We start from the raw sequence: 15,804 nt of genomic DNA, 5'->3' as shown, positions 1-15,804 counted from the left end.
ATCGATCGTGTTGCGCGATGCGGTTTTTAATGCGGCACGGCCTTGGTGCGTCGCAGCGATTGTAGCGAATGGATGTGTCTCGTTATTGCGAGGGTGGCCGCGCGGTCCTATCGTTGCGCAGGAGCGAGCCAGGGAGGTGATAGCCGATGAGTGGAATCGGGATGAGAGGCCAAAGCGCGCGGACAGCGCGGCTTGCGGTGGCGCTTGCCTGCGTGGGGGCTTTGGCGGGCATTTGGGCGTGCGCTGCATCGGCGCAGTCGCAAGCTGCAACCGCCACACCTGCCTCGAACGCGCCGAACCCCGCGGATGCCCAACGCAAGAACTGGTACAACGACCCGTTCTTCGCGCTATCGAATGCGATCGGCGCCTGCCCGCAGCCGCTCGGCCCGCTGATGACGAAAGCCGAGGCCGACGACGACGCCCACTATCGCGTGGAGCGCGGCACAACGTGCTGGCTCGCGCACAAGTGCTCGAAGCCGAACTCGTATCTCTACGACGCCGACATTGCGGCGGCGATTCGTCAGCAACTGCAAGGCGACGCCCTGTTTGCGGGCACGAGCATCTGGATCACGGTGCAGCGCCGTTTCGTCTACGCGGAAGGCTGCGTGGGTCCAGGATTCGACAGCGCGGCGCTGGAGCGCAGGCTCGCCGGGATTCCCGACGTCGAGCAGGTCTTCGTGCGAGTGAGTTCGGACCCGCGTGGCGCGTTGCCTTACAAGACGCTCTCGACCGCGCCTTGAGTGGGCCCAGGTTGGGCTCGCGTGATGCATCGCACACGGCTCGCGGCATGGCACAATCGCAACGTCGAAAAACTAGAAGCCCATCGGGTGCTCCAAATGACTCTTCCAGGTTCGCCGTTGTTCCGTTTGCGCAGATTGCCGTTCGCGGCAGGCGCGTTGACCTTGATCGCAGGGCTCGCTGCGTGCAGCAGCGGGCCGCCGCTGTTCCTGTCGGACGGCCGTCCGACGGTCCAGGTCCAATGCCCGGCCTCGGGCGATCGCGATTCCTGCGCGCAGCAGGCGCGTGCCCGTTGCGCCGGCGCGGGCTACGACACCGTGTCGACCTCGACCGATAACGGCAACTACACGCTCGTATTCGCTTGCCGCAAGGCGCAATAAACCTCGCGTGCGCCGCTCAGCCCTCGGCGCCGGCGCTTGTGCCTCGCGCCGGCAGATTCAACAAAAGGCGCAGCAGGTCAGGCTGGCGGCGCGTCGCCGTCTTCTGAAAGATCGATTGCAATTGTTTGCGCACGGTGTCGTGCTGCACGCCCACGTGTGCGGCGATTTCCTTTTGCGTGAGACCCTCCGCGAGCAACAGCGCGATACGGCATTCGGCCGGCGAGAGGTCGAATGCCGTGGCGAGCACGCGCTCGTCGACTAGCGGCGCGGATCGCGGGTGATAAAAGGTCAGCGCCGCGAAGGCGCGTAATTCCGAAGCCGAGGCGTCGTCGGCCGTCACCACGTTATAGAACGCATAGAGCACCTCTTGCTGGCTCGCAGCCGGCTTCACCGAGGCTTGCGCACGGCCCGGCTCGTCATGGGGCTGCCCGTGCGGGTCCGTTGAAGTGTCGCCGTCGAGCGCATGCGCCGCGGCCGCCCCGTCTACAGCGCCGACGATGCGCAGCGCGCGAAAGCGCGCCGCTGCCGCCCGCGCGCCGCTTGCGCGGCTGCGCAGCCTCGCCTCGCTCACGGCGATGTCCTCGAGCAGGCGCGCGTGATGGGGCGCCGCGAGCGTGAGCCGCCGCCCGCGCACCCGCACGAGCGAGGTCGCTTTCAGGAGCCGCTGCGCGGGCTCATTGCTGTGGAGCACCTCGCCCAGCGCGCTCACGAGCATGGCTGGCGGGCGTGAGCGGTTTGCAAGCGTGTCTACGTTCAAGATAAAGCGGCGCACGTAAAGGCGCACCGCGCGCACGAGGTGCGGCGTGAGCCGCTCGAGCAGTTCGCGGTGCTCGCCCGGGAGCGGGCCGTCCACAGCGCCCGCGCTGCACGCGAGCATGACCGTCAGGCCGTGCTGTTCGATCAGCTTGCATAGCGCCACGCAGTGATGGCCTTCCTCGAGCGGACCGAGTTCGAAGCCGGGTGCACAGTCGCCTTCTGCGCAGTCGAACTCCACGCCGCAATGGAGCCACTTGCCTGCCGGGAAAGCACGCAGCCATGCAAGACGTGCGTCGTCGCGATAGAGCGGCCGAATGCGCTCCAGCGGCTCCGCGCCGGAGAGTGCGAAACCGTCGCTCCACGAAAAAAGATCGCGCTGCCGTTCAAAGGCAAACAGATGAATCGACGCCATGCCCGTCGTTTCGCGCAATTGCGCGCAAAAATCCTTCCAGGCGCAAGGATTATCGAGTGTGTCGTAAATAAGGTGCAGCAGGCGATCGTATTGTGATTCGTTTGTTCTCACGCCATTCTCGTAGTTCGCATTGTGAAAGACTATCGGCAGCAAAATGCGCTCCGCATAGCGTTCCACAATTGAGGAATATACAGATGCAATACCCCCCGTTAATCTGCTTTCCGATATGGATGCGGATACAACCGTCAGCGTGGATGAGCGGGCGTTGAAATTCCGTGCGGTATCCAACGGTTCGCCGGCCGCGCTGGCCTTATTCTGGTCTGACGGTACGAACAAAAGCCGTAAATCCGCAGCGGCGCGCATTGAGTGCGGCCGCAAAGCGCGATTATCAAACTGACCGATTATCCGCTGCGTGCGGAAAAGCGGCGATGCGACGAAAGTGAGTGCGCGCTATTTGTGCGCGCTCGATAAAACTTGTCATTACCGGGGGCAGCGATGAATCATCACCAACTCGAAAAGGACATTGAGCATCTCGAACACATCATCGGGCGGCTCTCCGGGCGCGACCGTATTCCGCTCTCTTATTGGCGCGGCCGGCTCGAATCGGTTTCCAGCGCGAACCTCGTGCCTTCGCAGATGCTGCGTGTGAAGCGGCTCAACGAAGCGCTGCTCGCGCTCGAAAGCCGTCTGTCGCACGAATCGCTGCAGCAACGCGAGCGCTAACGCCAACGTTTGCGGCAGTTTTGTAAAAAAGCAACCCTGCGCAGTCGCTCGCGCTCCAAACCGGTCACAATGGCATTCTCGTGACCGAACTGGAGATGACGTTTCATGCCGAGCTACAAGCAACTGACCGCCCAGCTGGAGAAGCTTCATAAGGAAGTGGCTGCGGCGCGTGAAAAGGAAATTGAGCAGGCGATCGCCGAGATCAAGGAAAAGATCGCGGAATACGACATCACCGCGGAAGAACTGGGCTTCGCGAGCCGGCGTGCGGGCCCCGCGCGCAAGAAGGCGCTGCCGGCCCGCTACATGAACCCGAAGACCGGCGAGACCTGGAGCGGCCGTGGCCGCGCGCCGGGCTGGCTGGCAGGCAAGAACCGCGAGCGCTTCCTCATCAAGGAATAACGGGCCGATAACGTCGATTCTCGGCGGGTCCATCCAGGCGGGTACGCCGGCGTGCACGAAGCACCCGGCGTGAGAGCCGCCCCGCTTCAAGCCTCCCGAAAATGCTCACCTCACGCATTCCCCCCGCGCGCAGCGTCATGCCGCAATGAGCAGGACCCGGACGCGCACGCAACGGGCGCACGTCTGACGCGAAAGGGAAATTTCGCAAAAACGGGGTGGCGCTTCGCGAGCGTGCCGGGCGCATGATGGTGTTGACGGCGCGTTCGCACCGAGGTCCTGTAAAAGCTCACCTTTGGCCGCGCGGCGCCAACCTGCACGTCTATCCTGTTCGAACCCCATCAAACCTTTAGTCGGCGGGACGAATGCCGTGTATCATTCGGTCCCGGCGCCTTTTCGCTTTTTTGCGCGGGCATCCGCGGGACATTCCCGATCGCTCGTGCTATTTGCCGCGCGTCGCGGTCCGCACAGGGCCGCCGTCTGTGCCGCAAGCGTTGCTTGAAAACGCGCCCGCAAGCGCCGCCGCGCTCGCCGCAACCCCCGCCGCGCGGCCCGGTTGCCCGAATTCATCTGTGATACCCGCCCTATCCATGTCAGTAGCCGAACTCAGACGCCGCCGCACGTTCGCGGTCATTTCTCACCCGGACGCGGGCAAGACCACGCTCACCGAAAAACTGCTGCTGTTTTCGGGCGCGATCCAGATCGCCGGTACCGTGAAGGGCAAGAAGAGCGGCCGCTTCGCGACCTCCGACTGGATGGAGATCGAAAAGCAGCGCGGCATTTCGGTCGCGAGCTCGGTCATGCAGTTCGAGTACGGCGACGCCGTCATCAATCTGCTCGACACCCCGGGCCACGAGGACTTCTCGGAAGATACCTATCGTGTGCTGACGGCGGTCGATGCGGCCGTGATGGTGATCGACGGCGCGAACGGCGTGGAAGCGCAGACGCTCAAGCTGCTCGAAGTCTGCCGCAGCCGCAAGACGCCGATTCTCACGTTCATCAACAAGCTCGACCGCGAAGTGCGCGAGCCGCTCGACCTGCTCGACGAAATCGAGCAGCACCTGGGTGTGGCCGCCGTGCCGTTCACCTGGCCCATCGGCATGGGCAAGGAGTTCCAGGGCGTGTACGACATTCAGCGCGACCAGGTGCGCGTGTTCCGCGCGGGTCAGGAGTCGCTTGGCGGAGCGGTGGAAACGCTGCAGAACATCAGCGAAGAAGAAGGCGAAGCCCGCTTCGGCTATCACTGGAAGCGCACCAAGGAAGAAGTCGAGCTGATCACGGGCGCGACGCCCACGTTCGATCGCGACGCCTTCCTCGCGGGCGAGCAGTCGCCGGTGCTGTTCGGCTCGGCGATCAACAACTTCGGCGTGAAGGAAATTCTCGACGCGCTGGTCGATCTCGCGCCGCCGCCGTCGCCGCGCATGGCCGTGCAGCGCCCGGTCTCGCCTGAAGAAAGCAAATTCACTGGCGTCGTGTTCAAGGTGCAGGCCAACATGGACCTCGCGCACCGCGACCGCGTGGCGTTCATCCGCGTGTGCTCGGGTCACTTCGAGCGCGGCATGCAGTTGAAGGTGACGCGCAACAACAAGACCTTCCGCGCGAACAACGTGGTGAGCTTCCTGTCGCAGCGCCGTGAAACCGTGGCCGAGGCGTACCCTGGCGACATCATCGGTATTCCTAACCATGGCACGCTGAGCCTCGGCGACACACTGACCGAAGGCGAAGACCTGCAATTCACGGGTCTGCCGTTCTTCGCGCCGGAAATCTTCCAGACCATCGAAGTGGTCGACCCGATGCGCGCGAAGCAACTGGGCGAAGCGCTCAAGCAGCTTGGCGAAGAGGGCGCGATCCAGGTGTTCCGCCCGATCCACGGCGGCGCAACCATTCTGGGCGCGGTCGGCCAACTGCAGTTCGAAGTGGTGTCGCACCGCCTCGCGGCCGAGTACAAGGTTGCCGTGCGTCTGATGCCCGCGCGCTATCGTCTCTCGCGCTGGGTGACCTGCGACGATCCCGCAGAGCTGCGCCGCTTCACCGATTCGTACGAGGCCCGCATGGCCTACGACGCCTCGAACGCGCCGACGTACCTCGCCTCGCATGTCTCCGAAATCGAGGTCGCGCAAAAGGCCTGGCCGAAGATCGTGTTCAACGAGCTGCGCGAGCATTCGGGCGCGCCGTTCCGCAAGTCGATGTAAAGCACGCGGCGCGCTCGCGCCGCGTTCTCAAACAAGCGAAGTTCCTTCTCGCGCATCGTCGTGTCACACGCCCAAGGCGGCGTGCGACGCCATGCCGCCGCGTCCGCGCTCACCTGCGCCGGGCGAAATGCGCGCATCGCCTGCGCGCTTGCCCTATCCTCTTCTCGTAACGATAAACGACGACAAACCGGCGCTCGCCTGATTGGCCAGCGCCTGTCCGACCGACGAGGAGTGCCTGTGACCGTACGCAATCTCGATGCGGTGTTCCAGCCGAAATCCGTGGCCGTGATCGGCGCGTCGCAGCGCCCCGGCAGCATCGGCAGCATGGTGTGGCGGCGCCTGATCGACGGCGGCTTCACGAGCCCGCTATGGGCGGTCAATCCGCGCCATGCGGGCGACTTCGAAGCCTTCGACGGCCGCCCCGTGCTCGCCGACGCAGGCGATCTGCCCGAAGCGCCCGGCGTCGCCATCATCTGCACGCGGCCCGCCACGTGGCCCGCGCTCGTGCATCGCCTCGGCGGCATGGGCACGCGCGCGGCGATCATCGTCGGCGAGGTGCGCGACGAGGCCGATCAAGCCGACCTGCGCCATGCGCTGGCGGCGGCGCGCCCGCATCTGCTGCGCATCGTCGGTCCCGGCAGCCTGGGCGCGCTCACGCCCGCGCTCAACGCGCAACTGGGCGCGGCGGCATCGATTGCGCGCAAGGGCGGCGTGGCGTGGGTGTCGCAATCCAACGCCCTCACCAACGCCGTGCTGCGCTGGGCCGCGCCGCGAGGTCTCGGCTTCTCGCACGTGATCGCACTCGGCGACGAAGCCGACGTCGACGTGGGCGACGTGCTCGACTATCTCGCGAGCGACCCGGGCACGCGCGCCATCCTGCTCGAAGTGGACACGATCCGCGCGGCGCGCAAGTTCATGTCGGCGGCGCGCGCGGCGGCGCGCAACAAGCCCGTGCTCGCGCTGCGCAGCGGCCGCGACGACAAGGGCGACGCGCTCTATACGGCGGCGTTCCGGCGCGCGGGGCTCGTGCGTGTCGACACGCTCGACGACCTGCTCGACGAAATCGAAACGCTCGGCGTGGGCCGCGTGGCCGCGAGCGACACGGCCACGCTCATTACGAGCGACCGCGGTGTGGCTGCGCTTGCGCGCGACGCCTTCATGAAGGCCGGTGACACGCTCGCGCGCTGGGATGACGAAGCGCGCGCGGCCGTCCAGGCCGCGCTGCCGCACGCGCAGGCGGGCAATCCGCTCGTGCTCGGCGACACCGCGAAGCCCGAACATTTCGGCCTCGCGCTGCAAACGCTCGCCACGCACCGCTCGAGCGGCACGGCGTTCGTCGTGCACGCGCCCACTCACAGCGCGCCCGTGGACGCGGTGGCGCGCACGCTGATCGAGCAGCAGCGCTATGCGTATCGCGGCATGCTCGCGTGCTTCTTTGGCGGCGTGGACGAAACAACGCGCGACGAGTTGCACGCGCACGGCATTCCGGTGCACACCACGCCGCGGCGTCTGGCGCGCGCGTTTGCGCGTCTCGTCGATTACCGGCTGGGCCGCGAGCTATTGATGCAGACGCCCGAAACGATGCCCGCCCAGGGGCCGGCCGCGATCGAGGCCGCGCAAGGCAAGGCGCGCGCGGCGCTGGCTGCCGGGCGCACGGAACTGAAAGGAGAGGAGGCGGGCAAATTGCTGGCCTTGTTCGGGCTCGTCACGCAGGCGCAGGACGAGCCGGGCGTGAAGCCGGTGGTGGACGTGTCGGTGGAGTTTCGCGACGACGACAACTTCGGCCCGGTGTTTCGTTTCGCCGCGCCTTCGCCGGACGATTTTTCGCCGCCGCTGCGCGTCTATAGCCTGCCGCCGCTCAATCCCGTGCTCTCTCGCGACATCGTCGCGCACTCGCCGTATGCGCGCTATACGGCGCCCGAGCCGACGCTGGCCGCGCTTACCGAGCTGTCCCAGTTCGTGTGCGAGGTGCGGGAGATCGTGGGCATGCGTCTGACGCTGCGTGTGCTGCCCGAGGCGGTCGTGGTTGTCGCGCCCTGCTTGCAGTTCGCGGAAAAGCGCAGCCGTTTCGCGATCATGCCGTATCCGCGGCGGCTGGAAGAAACGCTCGACTGGCACGGCGAGCGCCTCACGATCCGGCCGATCCGTCCCGAAGACGAGGCCATGCACCGCACCTTCGTCGAATCGATGACGCCCGACGATTTGCGCCTGCGTTTCTTTTCGGCGGTGCGCAGCTTCGATCACACGCAGCTCGCGCGCATGACGCAGATCGACTACGACCGCGAGATGGCGCTCATCGCGGTCGTGCAGGGTGAAGACGGCCAGCCGCGCACGCTGGGTGTGGTGCGTGCGGTGGCCGACCCGGATAACGAGACCGCCGAATTCGCGGTCGCGATCCTGTCGAATCTCAAGCGCGGCGGCCTGGGCCGTTTGCTGATGGCGCGCATCATCGACTACGTGCGCTCGCGCGGCACGCACTGGCTGCTCGGCGAGGCGCTGCGCGAGAACGCGCCGATGATCGGCCTCGCGCGCGCCTGCGGCTTTACCGTCACGCCCACGGAAGACCCGGGCGTGGTCGGTTTTCGCATGCCGCTCGACTGAGCGGCAACGTCAGGCGGCGAGCTTCGCGAGCGCGTCGTCGATCTGGCCGCGCGTGAGCGCAAGCTCTTCGAGCCAAGGCTCGCCGTACTGCGCGCCGGTTTCCTTCTCCAGCCGCGCGATGGTCGCGGCGCAGCGCGCGGCGTCCTTGGGCGTGGCGATGAACGCCTTGACCGACTGGCCGCCCTGGAACGCTTCGAACAGCGGCGTGCGGATTTCGTCGGGCAGCGCGCGCGTGGTCCACTGATGCGTCTTGCCGTTGAACGTGAGCGAAGGCGGCAGCACGCGCTCCTTGCGCGTGGCCGGAATCAGGCCGAAATTGCGCGCGGCTTCGGCGATCTGCTCGGCCGTGAACAGCTCCTCGGGAGCGATCTCGAATTGCGCGATGGCGGTTTCGACGGTCTTCATCGCGTCGGCGCGGTCGTCGCGCTTTTTCTGCGCGCGCGCGACGATGTCGCGCAGCTCGTCGGCTTCTTCGGGCGTGATCGTGAAGCTCGCCTGTTTCTGCTGAAGCTCGGAAAAGCGCTGGAATTCTTGATCGGTCAGGAGTTTCGCCATGGGTTTTCGAATGCGCGGACGCCTTGCAAGGCGCACGGGTTTTTTGAGAGGGCCGCCATTCTAACCGTTTTGCGTGGCGGCCTTGCATTTGCGCGGGATGGACAGGCATGCGCGCGCGGTGCACATGTAGGACGTGTCCGATTTCCTCGGGCGACGGCGCTCCCTATCATCGCCGGATGAACTCATCGCGCCCCTCATCTCAAGCCGATTCGCGCCCGGAGGCTTTGCTTCAACGCGGCATCGGGCACCTGAACGACGAAAAATACAGCTTCGCCGAAGCGCTCTTTCGCGAGATCCTCGCGCAGGACCCGCATCATGCCGAAGCGCTCCATCAACTCGGCGTGACGCTTGCGCGGCAGTCGCAGTTCGAGGCGGCCGAGCACTGGTTGCGCGCGTCGCTCGCCCAGCGCGAAAGCGGGCCGTGCCGGCGCGATCTCGCATGGGCGCTGCTATGGCAAGGCCGCGACGGCGAGGCGATCGAAGCGTATCGCGCCGCGATCGGTGCGGGCGTGCGCGAGGCGCGCGTGTTCAGCAATCTCGGCAATCTGCTCAAGAAGCGCAACGCGCTGCCGCAAGCGGAGGCCTGCTATCGCGAGGCCATTGCGACGGACGCCAGCTACGCGCTCGCCTACAGCAATCTCGCGATGCTTCAGCAGGACGCCGGCCAGCTCGAAGCCGCCGAGGCAAACCTCAAGCAAGCGCTCACGCTCGCGCCGAACGCGCCGCATCTCTGGCAGTGCTACGGCGGTTTGCTGGAGCGTCTGAACCGCATTGACGAAGCCGATGAAGCCTATTGCCGGGGCGGGCGCTGGGAGGCCGCGCAATTCGTACGCCGCCGCGAGGCGCATTGGCAACAGCTCGCGGAGATCGACGCGGCGGCGCTCGCCATGGTGTCGGCGGGCACGGCGGACAACCTCACGCCCTGGTGCCTGCTCGGCATCCCGGCGCTCACGCCGCAGCTGCATCGCGAAGCGGGATTGCGCTTCGCGCAGAGCCGCTGGCGCGGCGAACTGGCGGCTGCGCCGCTCGTGGCGCGCGGCGCGGGGCTCGCCGCTGCGCTTGCACGCTGCAAAGAGGGAGAGCGGCTGCGCATCGGCTATCTGTCGGCCGACTTTTACGATCACGCCACGCTGCGCCTGCTGGCGGGCGTGCTCGAACTGCACGACGCCACGCGCTTCGACGTTCACCTGTACTCGTACGGGCCCGACCCCGACGCCGCGACTCGCGCGCGCTTCGCGCATGTGCCGGGCACGTGGCACGACATCGGCGCGCTGTCCGACGCGCAGGGCGCCGCTCAGATCGTGCGCGACGGTATTCACTTGCTCGTCGACCTGAAAGGCTACACAACGGGCGCACGGCTCGGCATCACGGCCCTGCGGCCCGCGCCCGTGATCGCGAGCTGGCTCGGCTATCCCGGCTCGCTCGGCCACGCGCGGCTGGCCGACTACCTCATCTCCGACGCCATCGTCACACCGCCCGACTCAGCCTTGCAGTACAGCGAGACGCTGGCGCTGATGCCGCAGTGCTACCAACCCGTCGATCATCGCCGCCAGAGCGCGACAGCGCCCTCGCGCGCGCAAGCGGGCTTGCCCGAAACGGGCTTCGTGTTTTGCAGCTTCAACCAGACCTTCAAGTTCAACGCGCCGATGTCGGCGCTGTGGGCGCGCCTGCTCAAGGCCACGCCGGGCAGCGTGCTCTGGCTGCTCGATCCGGGCTCGGAGCGAGCAAAGGTGAACCTGCGCAGCTTTTACGAGACGCAAGGCGTCGAACCCGCGCGCGTGATCTTCGCGCCGCGCGTGTCGCAGGACGCGCACCTCGCGCGCCTGCCGCTCGCGGACCTTGCGCTCGACACGCTCCCGGTCGGTTCGCATACCACGGGCAGCGACGCGCTCTGGGCCGGCGTGCCGATGGTGACGGCGCCGGGCACGTTGTTCGCGGGCCGCGTGGGGATGAGTCTGCTGCACGCGGTGGGGCTCTCCGAGCTCGTCGCGCACGATCTCGACGCGTACTTCCAGATCGCGCTCGGCCTCGCGACCGACGCGGCATGGCGCACGCGGGTGCGCGAAAAGCTCGCGTCCGCGCGCAGCACGTCGCCATTGTTCGACACGGCGCGATTCACGCGCGACCTCGAGCGTCTCTGCATGGCGATCGTGGAGCGGGAGGCGCACGGCGTAAAAGCGGAAGCGGGCGAACGGACGCCCGTGATCGTGCGGCAGGCGTGACGCGGTTCGCCTGAACGCACGGGACTGACGGTTACGCTGCGCCGTCCTCGCGAAACATCGACAAGGTCTGCACGGTCGCGCTCAGCATCTGCGTGGCCTCGTCGAGCGAGGGCGCGACGTAGTCGTCGATGCGTTTGAGGAACGGGCAGGTCAGCGCCGCGATCGCCTGACCCGAAGGCCCGAGCACCGGAAACGTCACGTCCGTCACGCCGAAAATCTGCTGGCTGTCCTTGCGCGAGAAGCCCGCCTCGCGCACCTGCTCGCACGCGGCTTCCAGCGCCGCGTGATCGATCGCCACTTCGCCCTTCACCTTCGTATGTTCCGCGAGCATGTGCGCGCGCTGCTCCGGCGTTTGCCACGCGAGCAGGGTACGGCCCGAACTCGTGTCGACGAGGCCCACGCGCGAACCCAGCCGCACCGCAATGCCCCACGTGCCCGGCCCGTCCACCTGCGCGATCACCAGCAGGTTGCCGCGGTCGTACACGGTGAGATGGCAGGACTGCTCGGCTTCGTCGGCGAAGCGCTGCATGAGCGGCAGTGCTTCCGAGATAAGACGCTCCATGGGCGGGTGACGGTGCGCGAGCGCAAAGAGCTTCAGGCTCAGCGCGTAGCGGTCGCCGCCTTCCGAGCGGATCACATACTGGCGCGCCACCAGCCGCTCGAGCATGCGGTAAATCTCGCTCGCATTGCGCCCTAGCGCCTTCGTGATCTCGGCGCGTGTGAGGCCGGCGCGCTGTTCCGCGAGCAGTTCGAGGATGTCGAGCCCCTTGTCCAGCGCGGGCGCGCGATAGCGATCGGCGTCGTCTTTCTCTTCGGCTTCTTCGGGCACGTTGTCCATCTGGCTTTTTTTCGCGTTCTTTTCCATTCGATCGTCCCCAGGGAAATCACGGACCCATGCTGCACTGCACATCACTTGACCTTGTGATGTGCGTATATGAATAATACGTTCACTGGTGAACAAACGCCAGTGTCGTCAGGTAAGGAAGAGGCAGTTGCAACGGGTCGCCGGCGCTTCGAGCATTCCACGTGGGCGCGGCGAACACATGTCATTCAACAAACGAGAGATCGATCGTCTCGGGCACCGAGGTGCCGCGATCGATCCAGAAGGAGACACACATGGCGTTCGCATCCGGGCTCTTGAAGGCCCGCCGCTCCACCGCAATCCACCACACGCGCGGCGCCTTCGCTCGCGCCGCCACAAAGTCGCTTTGTATCGCAGCGGCCTGCGCCGCGGCGTTCGGCGCGTCGAGCGCGGTCAACGCAGCCGAACTCGGCAAGGTCGGCCTCGGTCTGCCGCTTCTGACTTCGCCGTTCTGGCAGTCATACAACAACTACCTCGGCGCTTACGCGAAGCAGGACGGCATCGACATTCTCGCGCCCGTGAACTCGAACAACGATCCCGCCCAGCAGATCACGGACATGAACAACATGATCAATCTGGGCGCGAAAGGCATCGTGGTCGGGCCGATCGATTCGGCCGCGATTAGCCGTGCGCTCGGCAATGCCGCCCAGAAGGACGTGAAAGTCGTGGCCGTGGACGTCGCGCCCACGCAGGGCAACGTCGCCATGGTTGTGCGCGCCGACAATCGCGCCTACGGCGAGCAGGCCTGCAAATACATTGGCGAGCATGTGAAGTCGGGCAAGGTCGTGCAGATCATGGGGGACCTCGCCTCGGTGAACGGGCGCGACCGTTCGGAAGCGTTCCGCGCGTGTCTGAAGAATTATCCGAATCTGTCGCTGCTCGAAATTCCGGCTGCCTGGAAGGGCGACGTGGCGGCGAGCGCGCTGGACAGCCTGCTGACCGCGAACCCCGACGTGAAAGGCATCTACATGCAGGCGGGCGGCGTGTATCTCTCGCCCACGCTGCAAACGTTGCGCCGCAAGCAATTGCTCGTTCCCGCGGGCGATCCGAAGCACATCGTGATCGTTTCGAATGACGGCATTCCGCAGGAGTTCGAAGCAATCCGCAAGGGCGAGATCGATGCAACGGTTTCGCAGCCCGCCGACCTCTACGCGAAGTACGGCCTCTACTACATCAAGGCCGCGCTGGAGGGCAAGACGTTCAAGCCGGGCAAGACCGATCACGACAGCACCATCATCCAGCTGCAGTCCGGCATTCTCGAAGACCAGCTGCCGGCGCCGCTCGTGACGAAAAAGAACGTCGACGACAAGAACCTGTGGGGCAACACCGTCAAATGAACGATCGAACGAGCGATCGGGCTGTAGCGGATAGCGCGCCGCCGTGGGGCGGCGCGCTATCCGTGGGCAGCCGCGAGGCGGCTGCGCGGGCTCTCGCGCCTGTGGTCGAGGCGCGCGGCGTGACGAAGCGTTATGGCTCCACCGCGGCGCTCGCCGACGTGAGCCTGCGCGTGATGGCGGGCGAGTCGCACGCGCTGGTGGGCCGCAACGGCGCGGGCAAGTCCACGCTCGTGTCGATCCTCACCGGTCTGCGCAAGCCCGACGAAGGCAGTGTGCGTTTCAACGGCGAGAGCGCGCCCGCGCTCGCCGACCGCGACGCCTGGCGCGAGCGCGTGGCCTGCGTGTATCAGCACTCGACCATCATTCGCGATCTCACGGTCGCGGAGAATCTCTTCATCAATCGCCAGCCCGGGCGGCGCGGCGTGATCGACTGGCGGACCATGCGCCGCGACGCGCGAGCGCTGCTCGACCACTGGCGCATCGACGTGCGCGAGGACGCGCGCGCAGGCGACCTCACGGTCGAAGCGCGCCAGCTCGTGGAGATCGCGCGTGCGCTTTCGTATGGCGCGCGTTTCATCATCCTCGACGAACCGACCGCGCAGCTCGATGGCGAGGAAATCAAGCGCCTCTTCCGGCGCATCGACGAATTGCAGCGCGAAGGCGTGACGTTCCTGTTCATCTCGCACCATTTGCAGGAGGTGTACGAGATTTGCCAGGCCGTCACGGTGCTGCGCGACGCGCGTCATATCGTGAGTGCGAGCGTGGCCGAATTGCCGCGCGAGAAGCTCATCGAAGCCATGACGGGCGAACGCGGCGGCCTGAACGTCGCGGATGCGGCAGCGCGCGCAGCGCTGCCCGCCAATGCGCCGCTCGCGCTGGAAGTGCGCGGACTCACGGGCCGCGACTATCACGACGTGTCGTTCACGCTGAAGCGTGGTGAAGTCGTGGGACTCACGGGCGCGACGAGCAGCGGCCGCACGAGCGTAGGCGAGGCGATAGCGGGACTCGCGGCGCAGCGCTCGGGCGAGATTCGCGTGAAAGGCGCGCCGCTCAAGCCCGGCGACGTGCCCGCGGCGCTTGCGAGCGGCGTCGGTTGCGTGCCGAAGGACCGCCACCACGAAGGGCTCGTGCTCACGCAGTCGGTGGCCGAGAACGCTTCCATGGCGATCGCGGGCTTGTTGGGGCGCTTCGGTTTCGCGCCGCCGGCGAAGAAACAGGCATTCGGCAAGCGCATGATCGAGTCGCTCGGCATCGTCGCGCAAGGTCCGGACCACGTGGTATCGGGTCTCTCCGGCGGCAACCAGCAAAAGGTGGTGATGGCGCGCGCATTGGCAAGCAATCCTGATGTTCTCGTCCTCATCGACCCCACGGCGGGCGTGGACGTGAAATCGAAGGAAGCGCTGCTCTCCGTCGTGGACCGCGTGCGCGACGAAGGCAAGGCCGTGCTCGTGGTGTCGAGCGAACTCGATGACTTGCGCACTTGCGACCGCGTGCTCGTGATGTTTCGCGGCGAGGTGGTCGCCGAGATGGCGGCCGGATGGCAGGACCACGAACTGATCGCATCGATTGAAGGAGTCGATCTCCATGAAGAATAGTGTTTCGACGCCCGCGTTCGCGACGGCGCAGGCCAATGCGGCCGCGAACGCTCGCGGTGTACGTCCCCGCATCGAACTGGCGCGCCTGCGCGATTTCGCGCTGCTGCCCGCGCTGGTGTTGTTGCTCGTGATCGGCGGTTTCGTGAGCCCGAGCTTTCTCACGCGCGCCAATCTCATCAGCGTGCTCGGCGCCTCCGCTGCGCTCGCGCTCGTCGTGCTCGCCGAATCGCTCATCGTGCTCACGGGCAAGTTCGATCTCTCGCTCGAATCGACCGTGGGCATTGCGCCCGCCGTTGGCGCGATGCTCGTCATGCCGGCCGCTTCGGCGGGGTTCGGTACGCAGTGGCCTGCGTTCGTCGGGCTCGCCGCCATCGTGCTGGTGGGCGCGCTGATCGGTTTCATCAACGGCTTTCTTGTCGTGCGGCTGCGGCTGAACGCGTTCATCGTGACACTCGCCATGCTGATCGTGCTGCGCGGCATGCTGGTGGGCGCAACGAAAGGCGGCACGCTGTTCGACATGCCGTCGTCGTTCTTCGCGCTCGCCACGACTATCGTGCTCGGCCTGCCGGTTTCCGTGTGGCTCGCCGCCGCCGCATTTGCGCTCGCCGCGTTCATGCTGCGCTATCACCGCGTGGGCCGCGCCCTCTATGCGATCGGCGGCAATCCCGATGCGGCGCGCGCCGCCGGCATTCGCGTGGAGCGCATCACGTGGGGCGTATTCGTGCTCGGCAGCGTGCTTGCCGCGATTGGCGGCTTGATCGTCACCGGCTACGTGGGCGCGATCAACGCGAATCAGGGCAACGGCATGATCTTCACGGTGTTCGCGGCGGCGGTGATTGGCGGCATTTCGCTCGATGGCGGCAAGGGCACGATGCTCGGTGCGCTCTCGGGCGTGCTGCTGCTCGGCGTGGTGCAGAACCTGCTCACGCTCGCCCAGGTCCCGTCGTTCTGGATCCAGGCGATTTACGGGGCGATCATCCTCGGCTCGCTGATGGTGGCGCGGCTCGCGGGCGGCGAGGCACAGAACTAAAGGCG

Annotated in this window: 13 protein-coding genes; 10 read left to right on the top strand and 3 right to left on the bottom strand. The window is 66.3% G+C overall.

Annotated elements, in window-relative coordinates; genetic code table 11:
* The first annotated feature begins 161 nt into the window (after nucleotides 1–161).
* Entirely contained in the window at nucleotides 162–740 is a 579-nt protein-coding gene (locus tag FAZ97_RS22625) for a BON domain-containing protein (RefSeq protein ID WP_407671828.1), read from the top strand.
* Between the two features lie 96 nt (nucleotides 741–836).
* On the top strand, nucleotides 837–1,118 hold the full coding sequence (locus tag FAZ97_RS22620) for a hypothetical protein (protein ID WP_158760627.1): 282 nt from the start codon (nucleotides 837–839) through the stop codon (nucleotides 1,116–1,118).
* Between the two features lie 16 nt (nucleotides 1,119–1,134).
* Here FAZ97_RS22620 and FAZ97_RS22615 read toward each other — a convergent pair whose 3' ends face one another.
* Complete coding sequence (locus FAZ97_RS22615) at nucleotides 1,135–2,397, bottom strand: helix-turn-helix transcriptional regulator (protein WP_158760626.1); 1,263 nt, start codon at nucleotides 2,395–2,397, stop codon at nucleotides 1,135–1,137.
* Between the two features lie 384 nt (nucleotides 2,398–2,781).
* Between FAZ97_RS22615 and FAZ97_RS22610 the strand changes: the two genes are divergently transcribed.
* From FAZ97_RS22610 to FAZ97_RS22595, 4 genes are all read left to right on the top strand, one after another.
* Nucleotides 2,782–3,009 (top strand): hypothetical protein, encoded by a 228-nt coding sequence (locus FAZ97_RS22610; protein WP_158760625.1) that lies wholly within the window; start codon nucleotides 2,782–2,784, stop codon nucleotides 3,007–3,009.
* Nucleotides 3,010–3,114: 105 nt separating this feature from the next.
* A complete protein-coding gene (locus FAZ97_RS22605) occupies nucleotides 3,115–3,408 on the top strand; it encodes an H-NS histone family protein (protein ID WP_158760624.1) in 294 nt (97 codons plus the stop codon).
* Nucleotides 3,409–3,995: 587 nt separating this feature from the next.
* On the top strand, nucleotides 3,996–5,597 hold the full coding sequence (locus FAZ97_RS22600; protein WP_158760623.1) for a peptide chain release factor 3: 1,602 nt from the start codon (nucleotides 3,996–3,998) through the stop codon (nucleotides 5,595–5,597).
* Nucleotides 5,598–5,834: 237 nt separating this feature from the next.
* Nucleotides 5,835–8,198: a bifunctional acetate--CoA ligase family protein/GNAT family N-acetyltransferase gene (locus FAZ97_RS22595; RefSeq protein ID WP_158760622.1), complete on the top strand. Its 2,364-nt coding sequence runs from the start codon at nucleotides 5,835–5,837 to the stop codon at nucleotides 8,196–8,198.
* A gap of 9 nt (nucleotides 8,199–8,207) precedes the next feature.
* Here the strand turns inward: FAZ97_RS22595 and FAZ97_RS22590 are convergent, their stop codons facing one another.
* Nucleotides 8,208–8,753 (bottom strand): hypothetical protein, encoded by a 546-nt coding sequence (locus FAZ97_RS22590; protein ID WP_158760621.1) that lies wholly within the window; start codon nucleotides 8,751–8,753, stop codon nucleotides 8,208–8,210.
* A 224-nt stretch (nucleotides 8,754–8,977) separates the two neighbouring features.
* Between FAZ97_RS22590 and FAZ97_RS22585 the strand changes: the two genes are divergently transcribed.
* Nucleotides 8,978–10,975: an O-linked N-acetylglucosamine transferase, SPINDLY family protein gene (locus tag FAZ97_RS22585; RefSeq protein WP_158760620.1), complete on the top strand. Its 1,998-nt coding sequence runs from the start codon at nucleotides 8,978–8,980 to the stop codon at nucleotides 10,973–10,975.
* 31 nt (nucleotides 10,976–11,006) lie between these two features.
* Here the strand turns inward: FAZ97_RS22585 and FAZ97_RS22580 are convergent, their stop codons facing one another.
* Nucleotides 11,007–11,813, bottom strand: coding sequence for an IclR family transcriptional regulator (locus FAZ97_RS22580; RefSeq protein WP_158761043.1), 807 nt, complete (start codon nucleotides 11,811–11,813; stop codon nucleotides 11,007–11,009).
* Between the two features lie 278 nt (nucleotides 11,814–12,091).
* Here FAZ97_RS22580 and FAZ97_RS22575 point away from each other — a divergent pair, with 278 nt between their 5' ends.
* Genes FAZ97_RS22575 through FAZ97_RS22565 form a run of 3 tightly spaced genes read left to right on the top strand, consistent with a single transcriptional unit; the run spans nucleotide 12,092 to nucleotide 15,799 of the window.
* Nucleotides 12,092–13,174, top strand: a complete 1,083-nt coding sequence (locus FAZ97_RS22575) for a sugar ABC transporter substrate-binding protein (RefSeq protein WP_158760619.1) — start codon at nucleotides 12,092–12,094, stop codon at nucleotides 13,172–13,174.
* On the top strand, nucleotides 13,171–14,769 hold the full coding sequence (locus FAZ97_RS22570) for a sugar ABC transporter ATP-binding protein (RefSeq protein WP_158760618.1): 1,599 nt from the start codon (nucleotides 13,171–13,173) through the stop codon (nucleotides 14,767–14,769). The genes FAZ97_RS22575 and FAZ97_RS22570 overlap by 4 nt, the downstream gene beginning before the upstream one ends.
* The gene (locus FAZ97_RS22565; protein WP_158760617.1) at nucleotides 14,759–15,799 is read left to right on the top strand and encodes an ABC transporter permease; all 1,041 of its coding nucleotides are present in this window, start codon (nucleotides 14,759–14,761) and stop codon (nucleotides 15,797–15,799) included. The genes FAZ97_RS22570 and FAZ97_RS22565 overlap by 11 nt, the downstream gene beginning before the upstream one ends.
* Nucleotides 15,800–15,804 lie beyond the last annotated feature (5 nt).

It is taken from the genome of Paraburkholderia acidiphila (assembly GCF_009789655.1).
In the GTDB taxonomy this organism is placed as follows: domain Bacteria; phylum Pseudomonadota; class Gammaproteobacteria; order Burkholderiales; family Burkholderiaceae; genus Paraburkholderia; species Paraburkholderia acidiphila.
Note: the sequence above shows the minus strand (reverse complement) of the source record. Positions and strands in the feature narration are given on the sequence as shown.